This is a genomic window from Novosphingobium oxfordense, from assembly GCF_044029435.1.
Taxonomy (GTDB): domain Bacteria; phylum Pseudomonadota; class Alphaproteobacteria; order Sphingomonadales; family Sphingomonadaceae; genus Novosphingobium.
This window is the reverse complement of sequence record NZ_CP147005.1, coordinates 737,648-751,447: the sequence shown is the minus strand read 5'-3', so window position 1 is coordinate 751,447 and position 13,800 is coordinate 737,648. Positions and strand designations below refer to the sequence as shown.

General features: G+C 65.0%; 12 protein-coding genes. 4 read left to right on the top strand and 8 right to left on the bottom strand.

Features of this window, described 5'->3' with window-relative positions; all coding sequences use genetic code 11:
• Positions 1–47: 47 nt before the first annotated feature.
• Positions 48–1,343 (top strand): bifunctional folylpolyglutamate synthase/dihydrofolate synthase, encoded by a 1,296-nt coding sequence (locus WBP07_RS03350; protein WP_395394272.1) that lies wholly within the window; start codon positions 48–50, stop codon positions 1,341–1,343.
• Between the two features lie 3 nt (positions 1,344–1,346).
• On the opposite strand, the gene WBP07_RS03345 is transcribed toward WBP07_RS03350, so the two are convergent.
• Together WBP07_RS03345 and WBP07_RS03340 are read right to left on the bottom strand one after the other, a co-directional pair.
• A complete protein-coding gene (locus tag WBP07_RS03345; RefSeq protein WP_395395711.1) occupies positions 1,347–2,033 on the bottom strand; it encodes a hypothetical protein in 687 nt (228 codons plus the stop codon).
• Between the two features lie 82 nt (positions 2,034–2,115).
• The gene (locus WBP07_RS03340) at positions 2,116–3,450 is read right to left on the bottom strand and encodes an MFS transporter (RefSeq protein ID WP_395394271.1); all 1,335 of its coding nucleotides are present in this window, start codon (positions 3,448–3,450) and stop codon (positions 2,116–2,118) included.
• 113 nt (positions 3,451–3,563) lie between these two features.
• On the opposite strand from WBP07_RS03340, the gene WBP07_RS03335 reads away from it, so the two are divergent.
• Positions 3,564–5,042 (top strand): pseudouridine synthase, encoded by a 1,479-nt coding sequence (locus WBP07_RS03335; protein ID WP_395394270.1) that lies wholly within the window; start codon positions 3,564–3,566, stop codon positions 5,040–5,042.
• Positions 5,039–5,611 (top strand): 16S rRNA (guanine(966)-N(2))-methyltransferase RsmD, encoded by a 573-nt coding sequence (gene rsmD / locus WBP07_RS03330; RefSeq protein WP_395394269.1) that lies wholly within the window; start codon positions 5,039–5,041, stop codon positions 5,609–5,611. The genes WBP07_RS03335 and rsmD overlap by 4 nt, the downstream gene beginning before the upstream one ends.
• 21 nt (positions 5,612–5,632) lie before the next feature.
• On the opposite strand, the gene WBP07_RS03325 is transcribed toward rsmD, so the two are convergent.
• A complete protein-coding gene (locus tag WBP07_RS03325) occupies positions 5,633–5,830 on the bottom strand; it encodes a hypothetical protein (RefSeq protein WP_395394268.1) in 198 nt (65 codons plus the stop codon).
• A gap of 163 nt (positions 5,831–5,993) precedes the next feature.
• A complete protein-coding gene (locus WBP07_RS03320; protein ID WP_395394266.1) occupies positions 5,994–6,602 on the bottom strand; it encodes a hypothetical protein in 609 nt (202 codons plus the stop codon).
• A 136-nt stretch (positions 6,603–6,738) separates the two neighbouring features.
• Here WBP07_RS03320 and WBP07_RS03315 point away from each other — a divergent pair, with 136 nt between their 5' ends.
• On the top strand, positions 6,739–9,024 hold the full coding sequence (locus WBP07_RS03315; RefSeq protein WP_395394264.1) for an ATP-dependent helicase: 2,286 nt from the start codon (positions 6,739–6,741) through the stop codon (positions 9,022–9,024).
• A gap of 19 nt (positions 9,025–9,043) precedes the next feature.
• Here the strand turns inward: WBP07_RS03315 and WBP07_RS03310 are convergent, their stop codons facing one another.
• The 4 genes from WBP07_RS03310 to WBP07_RS03295 all read right to left on the bottom strand — a co-directional run bounded on the left by WBP07_RS03310 (position 9,044) and on the right by WBP07_RS03295 (position 13,758).
• Complete coding sequence (locus tag WBP07_RS03310; protein WP_395394263.1) at positions 9,044–9,643, bottom strand: methyltransferase family protein; 600 nt, start codon at positions 9,641–9,643, stop codon at positions 9,044–9,046.
• A 243-nt stretch (positions 9,644–9,886) separates the two neighbouring features.
• Positions 9,887–11,338, bottom strand: a complete 1,452-nt coding sequence (locus tag WBP07_RS03305) for a carboxylesterase/lipase family protein (RefSeq protein ID WP_395394261.1) — start codon at positions 11,336–11,338, stop codon at positions 9,887–9,889.
• A gap of 144 nt (positions 11,339–11,482) precedes the next feature.
• Entirely contained in the window at positions 11,483–12,904 is a 1,422-nt protein-coding gene (locus tag WBP07_RS03300) for a DEAD/DEAH box helicase (protein ID WP_395394260.1), read from the bottom strand.
• A gap of 215 nt (positions 12,905–13,119) precedes the next feature.
• On the bottom strand, positions 13,120–13,758 hold the full coding sequence (locus WBP07_RS03295; RefSeq protein ID WP_395394259.1) for a hypothetical protein: 639 nt from the start codon (positions 13,756–13,758) through the stop codon (positions 13,120–13,122).
• Positions 13,759–13,800: the final 42 nt, after the last annotated feature.

The window sequence follows — 13,800 nt, the reverse complement described above, 5'->3', positions numbered from 1 at the left end:
CGGCGGCCGACAAGGCTTGCCGCGATGTGCTTTTCCAGACGGGTGCCATGAAAGACTTCGCCGTTTCCGAAGACCCACGCGTCCAGGCCCAGCTTGACCGGCTTGCCGCGCTGTCCATACCGCAGGGACGTCTTGGACTGGAGACGATCCTTGCCCTGCTGGAACGGCTGGGCAATCCGCAAAAGCGTCTGCCACCCACCTTCCATGTCGCCGGCACCAACGGCAAGGGATCGACCTGCACCTACCTGCGCTTCATGTTGGAGACGCAGGGGCTGAAGGTCCATTCCGCCACCAAGCCGCATCTGGTCCGCTATAACGAGCGTATTCGCCTTGGCGGCAAACTGATCTCAGACGAAATGCTGGCCGACCTGCTCGCCGAAGTGCTCGACGCGGGTGAGGATCTGGGCCCCAGCTTCTTCGAAGTAACGACAGCTGCGATCTTCCTGGCTTTCGCGCGCGAACCGGCCGATGCCTGTGTGATCGAAGTCGGCCTGGGCGGTCGGCTGGATGCAACCAACGTGCTCGAACACCCCGCCGCATGCGGAATCGTCACGCTGGGCATCGACCATGAGGCGTTCCTGCTGCGGCCCGAAGAAGGCGCGCCGGAAGAACCGCTCGCCCGCATCGCCTTCGAGAAGGCCGGCATCGTCCGCAGCCCCGCGCCCGTGGTCACGCTGTCCTATCCGCAAAGCGCCGAACTCGAAATCGAGCGCGCCGCGCTTGCCGCCGGAGCGCCGCTGCACATGCGCGGGCGCGATTGGGACGCGGCCGTGGGTGACGTGATCGAATATTCGGACCGTCACGGCGAACTGGCCTTGCCGCTGCCTGCCCTGCCCGGCACGCATCAGGCCGAAAACGCCGCACTCGCCGTGGCCATCCTGCGCCATCAGGACCGCGTGACTGTATCGCCCGAAGCCATGGCAGAAGGAATCCGCGCCGCCCGCTGGCCGGCTCGGCTCCAGCGCCTTTCCCATGGCCCGCTGACGCGCCATGCCGGTGCGCGGGAGGTCTGGCTGGATGGCGGTCACAATCCCGACGCCGGCCTTGCCATTGCCCGCCATTTCGCCGGACAGCGCCTGCACCTTGTCATCGGCATGCTGGCGAACAAGGATCCGCGCGCGCTCACCGCGCCGCTGGCGCAGAGCATCGCCAGCATTCGCGCGGTGCCGGTGCCGGGTCATGATTGTCATGGCCCGGAAAGCTTCGGCTCCGTTGCACTCGCGGCGGATAGCGTGGGTGATGCCCTGGCCGATCTGCCGAACGATGGCCTGCCGGTGCTGATCGCGGGTTCGCTCTACCTTGCCGGCGTCGTGCTGAAGGGCAACGACGAAGTGCCTGACTGAGCCTTAGCCCAACTTGCCGAACGGCAGTAGCTTCAACGCCAGCGCAGCCGCCGCCTTTCCGTCGTTGGCGCGCAATGCGGGCAACATGGCGATGGCCGCGCGCTTCACGATGGCGTCGAGCGGCGTCGGCGCCTGCGATGCGGCCGCCGCTTCTGCCAGCTTGCGCGTCTGCGCGACGGAACCATGGTCGCTGCGGATCTGCAACAGGGCCGCCATTCCCGGATAGAATGCCCGGTTGCCGCCGAAGTCGATCGCCCGCGACATTGCCGACATGCCCTGATCCTTGCGTGCGCCCAGCGCGGTGCGCGCAAGGAAGCCGCCCAGTTCGTCCACCGCGCCAAGGTGCCAGGCGGCGATCGCCATCTGCACTTCGGGATCGCGGGGATTCTGCGCCAGAAGCCGCTGAAAGACGTCGAAAGAGGCGCGCACATCCGTGCGGCTATGCGTGAGCTTGCCCCGATAGCCGATGGCCACGCCCCGCTGGAGCGCAGCCTCCCGATCGCCCGGGCGGGCGGCGAGAGCCCTGTCGGCCCCGGCGATGGCCTGACCGATCAGTTGCAGCGCCCGCGCCTTGTCATCGGTGTTGAACGCGGCGGTGGTGAGAATATCGCGCGGGGTTTCGGCAGCCATGGCGGCAGCCGGCGCCGCAGCGATCAGCCCGCAAGCGGTCGCAAAGGCCGCCCCGCGCATTGGCATGAGTGCAAGGCAAATCGTTCGCAGCATGCCACTTTCTCCTTTCGCGTCGCCCCACTCCTGATGAAAATCCCTTCGGTCAGGAAGGATCCGCCTCCAGCTCGGAAACGTCTTCTCCCGCCGTGCCCATCGCCTGATCGACCAGTCCGGTGCGGCACATCCACCAGAACAGCACGATGCCCGGCAGCGATGCGACGGTGGTGAGCAGGTAGAAGTTCACGTAGCCCATCGCCTCGATCAGGGCGCCCGCCGTAGTGCCGGTAAGCAGTCGTCCGACCACGCTCGCCGCCGCCGAAATCAGCGCGTACTGCGCTGCGGTGTAGCGAAGATCGCAGAGCGCGGAGAAATAGGCGATCACCACCACGCCGCCATAGCCCGATGCGATGTTCTCGAACCCGATCGCGCCCGCCATGCCCCAGTTGCTGTGTCCAGCGGCCGCGAGCGCCGCAAAGCTGAGGTTGGAGGCGCCCATCAGGATCAGCGAGACCATGACCGAGCGCTTGAGGCCCATCTTCGCGAATGCCACGCCGCCGATGAACACGCCGATCAGGTAAGCCCAGAAGCCGAGGCCGACGTCGTACAACGCGATTTCGTCATTGGAGAACTTCAGATCGTCGAACAGCAGGCGGAACGTCAGGTTCGCCAGCGTATCGCCGATCTTGTGAACAAGGATGAAGGTCAGGACCAGAAACGCGCCGTTGCGGCGGAAGAACTCTGCAAAAGGCCCCGCGATCGAATTCCACACTTCGACCACGCCGCGCTTTTCGACCACGACCTTACGGCGTTCCGGCTCCCCCAGAAGCGCTGCGGTCAACATCGCAGGCAGAGCGAAGAAGGCGCAGGCGGCATAACCCACGCTCCAGCCATGGCGTGCGGAGAGCACCAGCGCCAGTGCGCCGGCACCGGCAGAGCCGATGCGCCAGCCATACTGGCTCATCCCCGATCCGGTGCCCAGCTGGTAAGGCTTCAGCGTTTCGATGCGATAGGCGTCGATCACGATGTCGAAGCTGGCACCCGCCACGCCCACCAATACGGCGGCAATGATGGTTGCACTGATATCGGCCGCGGGATCGACGAAGGCCAGGTTCAGCACCGCCGCCATCACGAACAGGCCGCAGACCATCATCCATGACACGCGCTGGCCCATCTGGCCGATCACCGGCAGGCGCACGCCGTCGATGATCCAGGCCCAGAAAACCTTCAGGTTGTAGACGAGGAAGGCCAGCGTGAACGCGGTGACGGTCTTCTTGTCGATCCCGTCCTGCGCCAGGCGCGTGGTCAGGGTCGCGCCGATCATCGCGTAGGGAAAGCCGGAAGACAGGCCCAGCGCGAAGGAAGCCAACGATTCCTTCTCGAAATAAGGCTTTACCGAATCCCAGACGCCGCGACGCTGTTCGATGCTATGGGCGTCCACGCAGTGCTCCCGAAGTTCCAGACACGCAAATATGCGAATTTGCCGTAACCTAGCGTGGCCTTGGCGCAAGGGAAGGCTGGATGAAGCGACGATCAACAGGTATGGGCGGGCGAATGTCCAAACCTCCTTTTAAATCCGGCGGCCCGAAGCGTGGCGGCGGCGGCTCGCGCGATGGTTCCTTCCGTGACGGCCCCCGTGGCGGTTCTCGTAGCAGCGGCCAACGCGGCGGCGCCCGTGGCGATGCCCCCCGTGGCGACGCTCCGAGCGGGCGCGGCGCACGGGGCGACAGTCGCCGCGAAGGCCAGCGCGACGATGCTCGCAGCGATGCGCGCGGTGCCGCCCGCGGCGAACGCCCCGCATTCGGCCGCGGCCCACGCAACTCTGCCGACAGCAAGTCGTTCGGCAACAAGCCCTATGGCGAACGCAAGTCCGGCGAATACCGCAGCGATGACCGCCCGCGCGGTGATCGCAACCGCGACGATCGGGCCCCTGGCCGCAACGAAGGCCAGCGCGGCGATCGGCCCACGTACGGCCGGGGACCGCGCAAGGCCGACGACGGCAGGTCGTTCGGCGAAAGGCCATCCGGTGGCAGATCGTCCGGTGGCCGCTCAGGCGAACGCGAAGGCGGTGATCGTCCCCGCAGCGCTCGCCCCTACGGCGAACGATCGCGCGACGAGCGCGGAGGCAATGAACGCTACGGCAGCGACCGCTACGGCAATGACCGTTACGCTGGCGCCGCTCGTTCCGATGAGCGCCGCAATGACGAGCGTCGCGCCCGCCCGGCCCGGCCCGTTCGCACCGCACCGCGCGCCGCAGCGCCCACGGCCAAGACGCCCGGCATGCCCGTGCGCGAAGGCGAGCGCATTGCCAAGCTGCTCGCCCGCGCTGGCGTCGCCAGTCGGCGCGAGGCGGAGCGCCTGATCATCGAAGGCCGCGTGCGGCTGGGCGAGGATCTGATCGAAACGCCCTCCACCGTGCTGCCTAACCTGCGCGGCGTGACCGTGGACGGCAATCCGGTGAAGGACGCGGAAGAAACCCGCCTTTTCATCTTCCACAAGCCCTCTGGCCTCATCACCGCCGAGCGCGACCCGGTAGGCCGCCCGACCATCTATACCGCCCTGCGCAACGCCCTGCCCGAAGGCGCGGGCCGCGTGATGCCGATCGGCCGGCTCGACCTCAATACCGAAGGCCTGCTGCTGCTGACCAATGATGGCGAATTCAAGCGTCAGCTGGAACTGCCCGCCACCGGCGTACCGCGCACTTATCGCGCACGCACGTTCGGAGACATCACGCAGGACCAGCTTGAAGACCTGATCGAAGGGATCGAGATCGAGGGCGTGGTCTACGGCAAGATCGACGCCAACATGGAACGTCGCACCGGCCGCAACCAGTGGATCGAAATGACCCTGACCGAAGGCAAGAATCGCGAAGTTCGCCGCGTTCTCGAACATCTGGGTCTTCAGGTCAGCCGTCTGATTCGCACGTCCTACGGCCCGTTCCGCCTGCTCGATCTGCCCAAGGGCATGGTCGTCGAAGTCAGCGAGCGTGAGCTTGAGAACTTCCGCCGTACCCTGCCGGACGCGAAGGCATGAAGCCGGCAAACGCACGTACGGGCCTGCGCATCGTCGCGGGCGAGTGGCGCGGCCGCAAGCTGGCGACGCCTGAGGGCGATACCACGCGCCCGACGGCGGACCGCACGCGCGAGACGCTGTTCTCGATGCTGGCGAGTCGTCTTGGCACGTTCGAAGGGCTGAAAGTGGCCGATTTCTTCGCGGGATCGGGCGCTCTCGGCCTAGAGGCTCTGTCACGCGGGGCGGCGCATTGCCTGTTCGTCGATCAGGATCCCGCCGCGATCCGCGCGATCCGCACCAACATCGCCAATTTGCAGGCGCAGGCGCAGAGCGACGTGCGGGCAAGCTCGGTCATGTCGCTGGGGCAGGCGAAAGACACGCTCGACCTCGTCCTGCTAGACCCGCCTTACGATACCGGCGCAGGGGCAGTGGCGATAGACAAGCTGAACCGGCTCGGCTGGATCGGCGAGCAGACGTGGGTCACCCTCGAAACCGGGCGCGACGAAAGCGTGTCGATCCGCGGCTTCGAGGTTGAGTCCACGCGCGACGTCGGCAAGGCGCGGCTGCATATCCTGCGCCGCACCGCCTGATCGCCCATATACCTGACGGCGTTACTTCTTGTGGGCCGACTTGGCCTTCTTGGGCGTGCTGCGGACTACCCCGATCTGGCTCGGGTTGATGCAGCTGTCCTTCACCGTAGCCGAGCAGACCTTGTAAGTCTGGCCGTCGATCGAAACCTCGGTCGGCCGGCCACGACTGTCGCGCGCGGTCACGTCGGCCTTCTGTTGGGGAGGCGGAGGCGCTGCCATGGCAGCCGTTCCGAGAGGAGCCGCGACGACGGCGGCAGCAAGCATAAGCAAGTAACGGGACATCCGGTTTTCTCCAATGACGAGACGAATCCCGCCCGGTGAAATTCACCGGACGGGTTCTGGTTCCCGCCAACAAAGATAGTTCTGTTTAAATTTTCACAGATCATTTGCCGCCGCGATTGCGGCAATTGTCCTGAAGTTTCTTCGTGCAGACCGGATAGTCCTTTTCCATCGCCGTTGCCGGCGGCGGAGTAAGCGCCCCCTTGTAGGGTCCGCCCTGATAGTTTTCGTCCGCCGGCATGGCGGGCGGCACCGACTGGCCGGCCGCCTGCGGGTCCGGTACGCCGGTAGTCGGCATGCCCTCACCCGGCGGGTTCGCCTGCGCCATCGGCGTGGACGGCTTCTGTCCGTTGAGCTGCTGGGCCACGGCGGTCCAGGCGATCTTCTGTTGGTCCGGGCTCATCTTGTAGATCTGGCCGCGCTGATCGGCCGTCATCGCCCAATAGCCTTTCTGCTGCTCGCCAGACAGGCTCCAGAAGTAGGCTTTGTACTCCGGCGTCCACGAATCGTAGTCGGCTTTCATGTCGGCCGGCCAGGCATCGTAAGTGCTCTTCTGGTCGGGTGTCATCGCACCGGAATCGGAAGGCGCGGCGGGCGATGGTGGCGCCTCGGGCGCGGGGGCGACATCGCCGGCGGTGCTTTGGGCCTGGATGGGGCCGGACAGCGCGGCGAGTGACAGAACAGCCGCCCCGGCCAACAGGGAAATACGCATGGCATCTCTCTCCGTATGATCGTTATGCGAAAGCGACGCCCGGTGCCGGGGATTGTTCCGCCGATGCGACGAAGCGGCCTTGCGCCGCGATGCCCCGTTCCCTAGATGTTCACGGGTGAACGATCTGCAATCCCCCATGACTGACCCCGCTTCGGACCCGCTTGTCGAGGGGCTGAACCCGCCCCAGCGTGAGGCGGTGCTGACCACCGAAGGTCCGGTGCTGATGCTGGCAGGGGCCGGCACGGGCAAGACGGCGGCGCTTACGCGCAGGCTGGCGCATCTCGTCCGCAGCCGCCTTGCCTGGCCCAGCGAGATCCTTTGTGTCACGTTCACCAACAAGGCTGCGCGCGAAATGCGGGAGCGTGTGGGCCACCTGATCGGCCCCGCTGTAGAGGGGATGCCCTGGCTGGGCACCTTCCACGCTATCGCCGCCAAGATGCTGCGCCGCCATGCCGAACTGGTGGGGCTTCAGCCAAACTACACGATCATCGATACCGACGATCAGCTTCGCCTGCTCAAGCAGCTTATCCAGGCCGAGGGGCTGGATGAAAAGCGCTGGCCCGCGCGCCAACTGGCCGGTTGCATCGATCGCTGGAAGAATCGCGGCCTCAACCCCGCCGATCTCGATGCCGGCGAGAACGAGGCCTATGCCAACGGGCGGGGCCAGAAGTTCTACCAGCTCTATCAGGACCGCCTGAAGACGCTGAACGCCTGCGATTTCGGCGACCTGCTGCTGCACATGCTCAACATCCTGCGCACCAATCGTGAAGTGCTGGAGCAATACCAGCAGCGCTTCAAATACGTGATGGTGGACGAATATCAGGACACCAACCAGGTCCAATACTTATGGCTGCGGCTGATCGCGCAGGAGCGCAAGAACATCTGCGTGGTGGGGGATGACGACCAGTCGATCTATTCCTGGCGCGGCGCGGAAGTGGCCAATATCCTTAAATTCGAAAAGGACTTTCCCGGCGCCAAGGTGATCCGGCTGGAGCAGAACTATCGCTCCACACCGCAGATCCTGGCCGCTGCCTCGGGCCTGATCGGCGAGAATACCCAGCGCCTGGGCAAGACGCTGTGGACCGAACGCCATCCCGGTGAGAAAGTCCGCGTGATCGGCGTGTGGGACGCGCCGGAGGAAGCACGCCGCGTGGGCGACGAGATCGAGCGGCTGGAACGCGAAGGCGCCCCGCTCGATCAGGTCGCCATCCTCGTGCGCGCGCAGTACCAAACGCGTGAGTTCGAAGACCGCTTCATCTCGATCGGCATGAAGTACCGCATTATCGGCGGCTTCCGCTTTTACGAGCGCGCCGAAATTCGCGACGCCCTCGCCTATCTGCGCGTAATCGCTCAACCTGCAGACGACCTTGCGTTCGAGCGGATCTACAACGCCCCCAAGCGCGGCCTTGGCGCCAAGGCGCTGGAGGCGCTGCACACCCTCGCCCGCCGCCGGGCCATCCCGCTGGCCATGGCCGCGATCGAGATTGCCGATACCGACGAACTGCCCGCCCGTGCGCGCAACACCTTCCTCTCGCTGATGCGCGATTTTGCGCGCTGGCGCGATCTGTCGGGCACCGAGAACCCGGCCGACCTCATGCGCACCGTGCTGGACGAGAGCGGCTATACGGATGCCCTGCAGGCCGAAAAGACACCGGAAGCAGCGGGCCGCCTCGAAAACCTGGTCGAACTCGCCCGCGCCATGGAGGAATACGAAAGCCTGGGCGACTTCCTCGAACACGTCAGCCTCGTGATGGACAACGATGCGGCGTCGGACGAGGAGAAGGTCACGATCATGACCATGCACGCCGCCAAGGGGCTGGAGTTCGACAACGTGTTCCTGCCCGGTTGGGAAGAAGGCGTGTTCCCCTCCCAGCGCGCGATGGACGAAGGCGGCCTTGCCAGCCTGGAGGAAGAGCGCCGCCTCGCCTACGTTGCGATCACCCGCGCACGGCGCAAGTGCACGATCCTGCACGCCGCCAATCGCCGCATCTATGGCCAGTGGACCAGTTCGATTCCCTCTCGCTTCATCGCGGAGCTGCCGGACGACCATGTCGAGGCGGAAACCACGCTTTCCGGCGGTGCCTCGCTCTGGCGCGCGCAGTGGACGGAAATGGCCGATCCTTTCGCCGAAGTGGCCCGCGCCCAGCCTGCACGGACGATGACGCGCGGCCCCGGCTGGCAGCGCGCCGCAGCGCAGGAATACGATCCCAAGCCGCGCCGCATCGCCGAATCGACGCGCAGCGCCGCCAGCTTCGCCGCCAAGCCCCGCACCGATATCGCGATCGGTGCACGCGTCTTCCACGAGAAGTTCGGCTACGGCAAAGTCACCGGGCAGGAAGGCAACAAGCTGGAGATCGATTTCGAGCAGGCCGGTGCCAAGCGCGTGCTGGACAGCTTCGTGAAACCCGCCAGCGAAGTGTGAGCGGGCCTCAGGCCAGATATCAGATCACACCGGGAACCAGTCGCGAACGCACTTTCGCCGCATATTCGCGATAACTTGGATCGATGCGGAGGACCTTCTCCTCCTCATCGGTGCGCATCCACAGCAGGATCCAGGTCAGCGCGTAGATCGCGACGTTCCACGGCGACAGGTAAAGCAGCAGATAGCCGACGTGGTTGACGATATAGGCCATGTACATCGGATGGCGCACCAGACGATAGAGACCGCCACTTTTCACGCCGCGATTGGCCGCCACCAACCCGAAACTGCGCCGCAGCGAAAGCTTGGCGATGATCGACAGCGCAACGCCGCCGACGATTAACGTGGTCGAGACGATATCGGGCGCCAGTTGCACGCCGTTCGGCACGACCAGCAGCGCCGCACCGGTGCCGCCGAAGCCCAGCAATACCGTCTTTAGCCCCGTCGCCACGTCACCCGGTCGCTGCAGCAGGATCAGCGCCACACCCAGCAGCTCGGCAATCAGAAACACCAAGAGCTGCGGATGCTGCGGTATGGCCGGCAGCATCCGCCCAACCACCAGATAGGCAAGCAAAAGCAGAAATGCACATTCCGCAAAATGGATCAGGCGAGCCAGTGTCATCGAAGTCCCCCACCCAACCGAAACGGTCGGGCACGGATAAATTTCTGACTGAGTGCTGGTAAACAGCCATTTAAATGGTTTGCAGGATCATCCGAACGTACGAGCGTTTAGGTTTTGCAAACCATCGCGAACTCCATCCGGCAGCTGGGGGATGCCCGCCCATCTGCTTCATGCCAGCAATACGCGCCCGTCCTTGGGACCGTGGACGCAATCTTCCGCCGGTACCCCCCAGTGATCTGACGCCTATTGCCCGTCCGGCGCTGCCTCGATCTGCGACAGCAGTGGATCGGGCCCGAAGGTGGCCGAACCGTCCGGCGCAAAATCCATGATCGCCTCGCCCTGGCGTGAACGCGGACGCCATGCCGGCAGCCCCGCCCCGTTGGGATCCCCCGTCTTCGCGAAATTGGCGACATAGGCGCTTATGGTCCGGCCCATTTCGTTGTCGCGCTCGCTGGTGGCATCGCCGTACTTGACCGCCTGCGTGCCTAGGAAGAAGGGAATGTCACTGGCATGCGCCGCACCCTTTTCCCCCCTGCCTTCGGCCGACAGCGAAGTGGCGACATAACCGAAGCGGTATTCCCAGACCGGAACGCCCTGATCGGCCACCAGCCCCGAAATCTGGCGCGCGCCCGCGATCATGCCGCCGGTGACGCCGCCAATATCATCGCTGGTGGCGCCAATGATCATCGGCACCTCCCGAAATTCGGCCGAGGCATAAGCCTTGCGCTGGTCCACCGCGATGCGTCCGTCCGGAAACGGGCTCGCGAAAGTGCGCGGCGTATCCGACGGCGCAAAAAGCGCAGCGAGGTTCAGCCCGTCCACCACATCGTCCGCCGACAGCGCGCGCAGCTTGGCCACGACCTCCGGATCGTCAGGCGCAATGCCCTTGCCTTCCGCAAAGCGCAGGCCGTCCGCTTCGGCCGAGGCGAGATCCGGGTCGGCCAGCGGCGTGCCGTCCCCTCCGGACAGAACCACCGCCTTGTCGAACAAACCGTTGGCCATGGGCGAGGTGACGAGGTTGTGCACCGACATCCCGCCCGCGCTTTCGCCGATGATCGTCACATTGTCGGGATCGCCGCCGAATGCCTCTATATTGCGCTGAACCCAGGAAAGCGCGGCAATCTGGTCGAGATAGCCGTAGTTGCCCAGCAGGCCGTCATCCTGATCGGCCTTGGTCAGCGCCGGATGGGCAAAAATGCCGAACCGGCCAACGCGATAGTTGAAGCTGAAGAACAGCACGCCCTGCCTGGCCAGCTCAGCCCCGGAATAGGTCGGCGGCGAGGCCCCGCCGTTCACGAAACCGCCCCCGTAGATCCAAACGACCACCGGCAGCTTGCCCTCCGCCTTTTCCGGCCGCCAAATATTGGCATAGAGGCAGTCCTCCGCCGGCGGGGTGCCAAGCGGGGCAGCATCGCCATCGAACGGCTTCTGCATGCAGTCATGGCCGTATTCGTCGGCCTTGCGTACGCCGTCCCAGTCCGCAGCGGCTTGCGGTGCACGCCAGCGAAGGTCTCCCACCGGCGGCGCGGCGAAGGGAATACCCTTCCAACTGATCACACCGTCTGCAACGATGCCTTCAAGACTGCTGTTTTCCACCTGAACGACGGTCTGCGGATCGGCCTGGGCGCCGCAGGCCGCGCCGAGGCAAAGCGATAGTGCCAGAACCAGTTTCGCGCCTCTGCTTCCGGACCGCATCCGCCAAGTCTCCTGCCTCGATGCCGCAAATCTGGCACAGCCGGGCTTCGCGCATCAAGCGCGATACCGATAAAGGGCATGAGATTGCCCCGCTAAATATCTGGAAATGCAAAACGGGGAGCCGATGGCTCCCCGAAATCTGCATCAGGCCAGCGCGGACACGCCGAGGAATTCGGGGATCGGGCCATTCCACCCGAAGTCCGTCGTTTCTTCCTCACGCTGACGGTTGCGACGGCCATCGCTACGAGCCGGCTTGGGTGCCGACCGCGCTTCGCGCTCCGGCGCGCTTGCCCGCGCGGGACGACGTTGGGCCCGCTCCTCACGACGTTCCTCGGGTCGCTCTTCACGGCGTTCGGTACGCTCACGCTTTTCGCGGCGCGGCTTCTCTTCGCGCTCGGCCGAGCGGGTCGACGCGCGCGAGGAACGCGCAGGCGCGGCCTCCGCACCATCCAGCGCCACTTCGAACACCGGAATCTTGCCGCCGGTCAGCTTCTCCACGCCTTCAATCGCCTCAGCATCTTCGGGCGCGACAAGCGTGAAGGCGCGGCCCGTGGCGCCGCCACGACCGGTGCGACCGATGCGATGGACGTAATCGTCCGGGTGCCAGGGCGTGTCGAAGTTGAAGACGTGGCTAACGCCCTTCACGTCGAGGCCGCGCGCGGCAACATCGGAGGCGACCAGGATGTTGATCGCGCCATCCTTGAAGCCCTGCAGTTCGGCCAGACGCGCGGGCTGGTCCATGTCGCCATGAATTTCGCCTGCGGCAAAGCCGTGGCTCTTCAGGCTCTTGGCCAGTTCGCGCACCGTGGTCTTGCGGTTGGCGAAGATAATCGCCGTGGTGACGTTGTCCGTCCTCAACAGGTGCCGCAGCACCTCCCGCTTCTTCCGCGACTGGACCGCCACCTTGTGCTGGACGATGTTGGTGTTGGTCGAGGCCGGACGGGCGACTTCGATATACTTGGGGTTCGACAGGAAGCGGTCCGCCAGCTTCTTGATCGGCGGCGGCATCGTTGCCGAGAACAGCAGCGTCTGCCGGTTGGTCGGCAGCTTCGAACAGATGCTTTCGATGTCGGGGATGAAGCCCATGTCGAGCATGCGGTCCGCCTCGTCGATCACCAGCATTTCGCAGCCGGTGAGCAGGATCTTGCCGCGCTCGAACAGGTCCATCAAGCGGCCGGGCGTGGCGATCAGAACGTCAACGCCTTCCTGCAGCGCCTTAACCTGGTCCCCCATCTGCACGCCGCCGATCAGCAGCGCCATCTTCAGATCGTGGTTCTTGCCGTACTTCTCGAAATTCTCGGCAACCTGCGCAGCCAGTTCGCGCGTCGGTTCGAGAATCAGCGACCGCGGCATCAGCGCGCGGCGCCGGCCATGGGCCAGAATGTCGATCATCGGCAGCACAAAGCTGGCGGTCTTGCCCGTGCCGGTCTGCGCGATGCCGATAAGGTCCTTCATCATGAGGACCGGGGGAATGGCCTGTGCCTGAATCGGAGTCGGTTCGCTGTAACCCGCGGTTTCCACCACGTGCAGCAATTCGTCAGACAGGCCGAGATCGGCAAAGCTCATAGGCAGACTGGTTTATCCGGAGTTCAGGGAAGCACGGGTATTCGCCGATTTCGCCACTGCCGATGTTACCATCGCCAATGCTGCCATCAAAGCATCGCAACGAGTGCGGGCCGAAGCCTTTCGCGCGGGCCGAACGTATACCTGCGCGGCCCTTTGCCCGAACCGCCCCGAAAGTCAAGGAAATCCGCGTAGGCGGGGCGATTTAACTGTCCCGCTCAGCGATCGGCGGCAACGAGCTGGCGAATGCGGGTCAGCTTGCAGTTGGATCCGCTGCGCGAAAGAAGCGTATCGCGATCCACGCAAAGCTGCCCATCCGGCGATCGGGAGAGCAGGAAACCGGAATAGAATGCACCCGCGCGGCAGGCTCGCTCCAGTTCCGCGCTGATGATCCGGCGATCACGCATGTAGAGCAGCAGATTGCGCTGACCGTCCGGCTGCACGCCCGCAATTCCGGCGATTGGCAGACACTTGCCGATCTTGCGCTCCGCATAGTGCGGAGCCCGTTGGGGCAGCGAGATGGGATCTTCGCCATCGGGCGGCGCCGGCAAGGGCATGCGCGGGGAAATCCGGATGGTCATGCGCTGCTCGATCCGGATTTGCCAGGCGTCCCCCGCCTCTCGTCCCTGAAAAGCGGAAATGGCGAACGGATGAACTCCGGTCGGATGAGCCCCCACCGAATCGGCCCAGCCTGCCGGCCAACCGCCGGCTGCATCGTCCTCCGGCGTGGCATAGCCGGCCGAATCGGGCTGAACCGCCTCCTTCGGGTGCGACGAATCACCCTTGTCCCGGTCGCTTCCGCCTGCCGCCGGGAACAGCAGCATGAGCGGATATAACAGGACTGACGCTAGATTCATGAAAAGAGCTGATCCCCGAACGGCCTGGAGCGCAACAAGGCC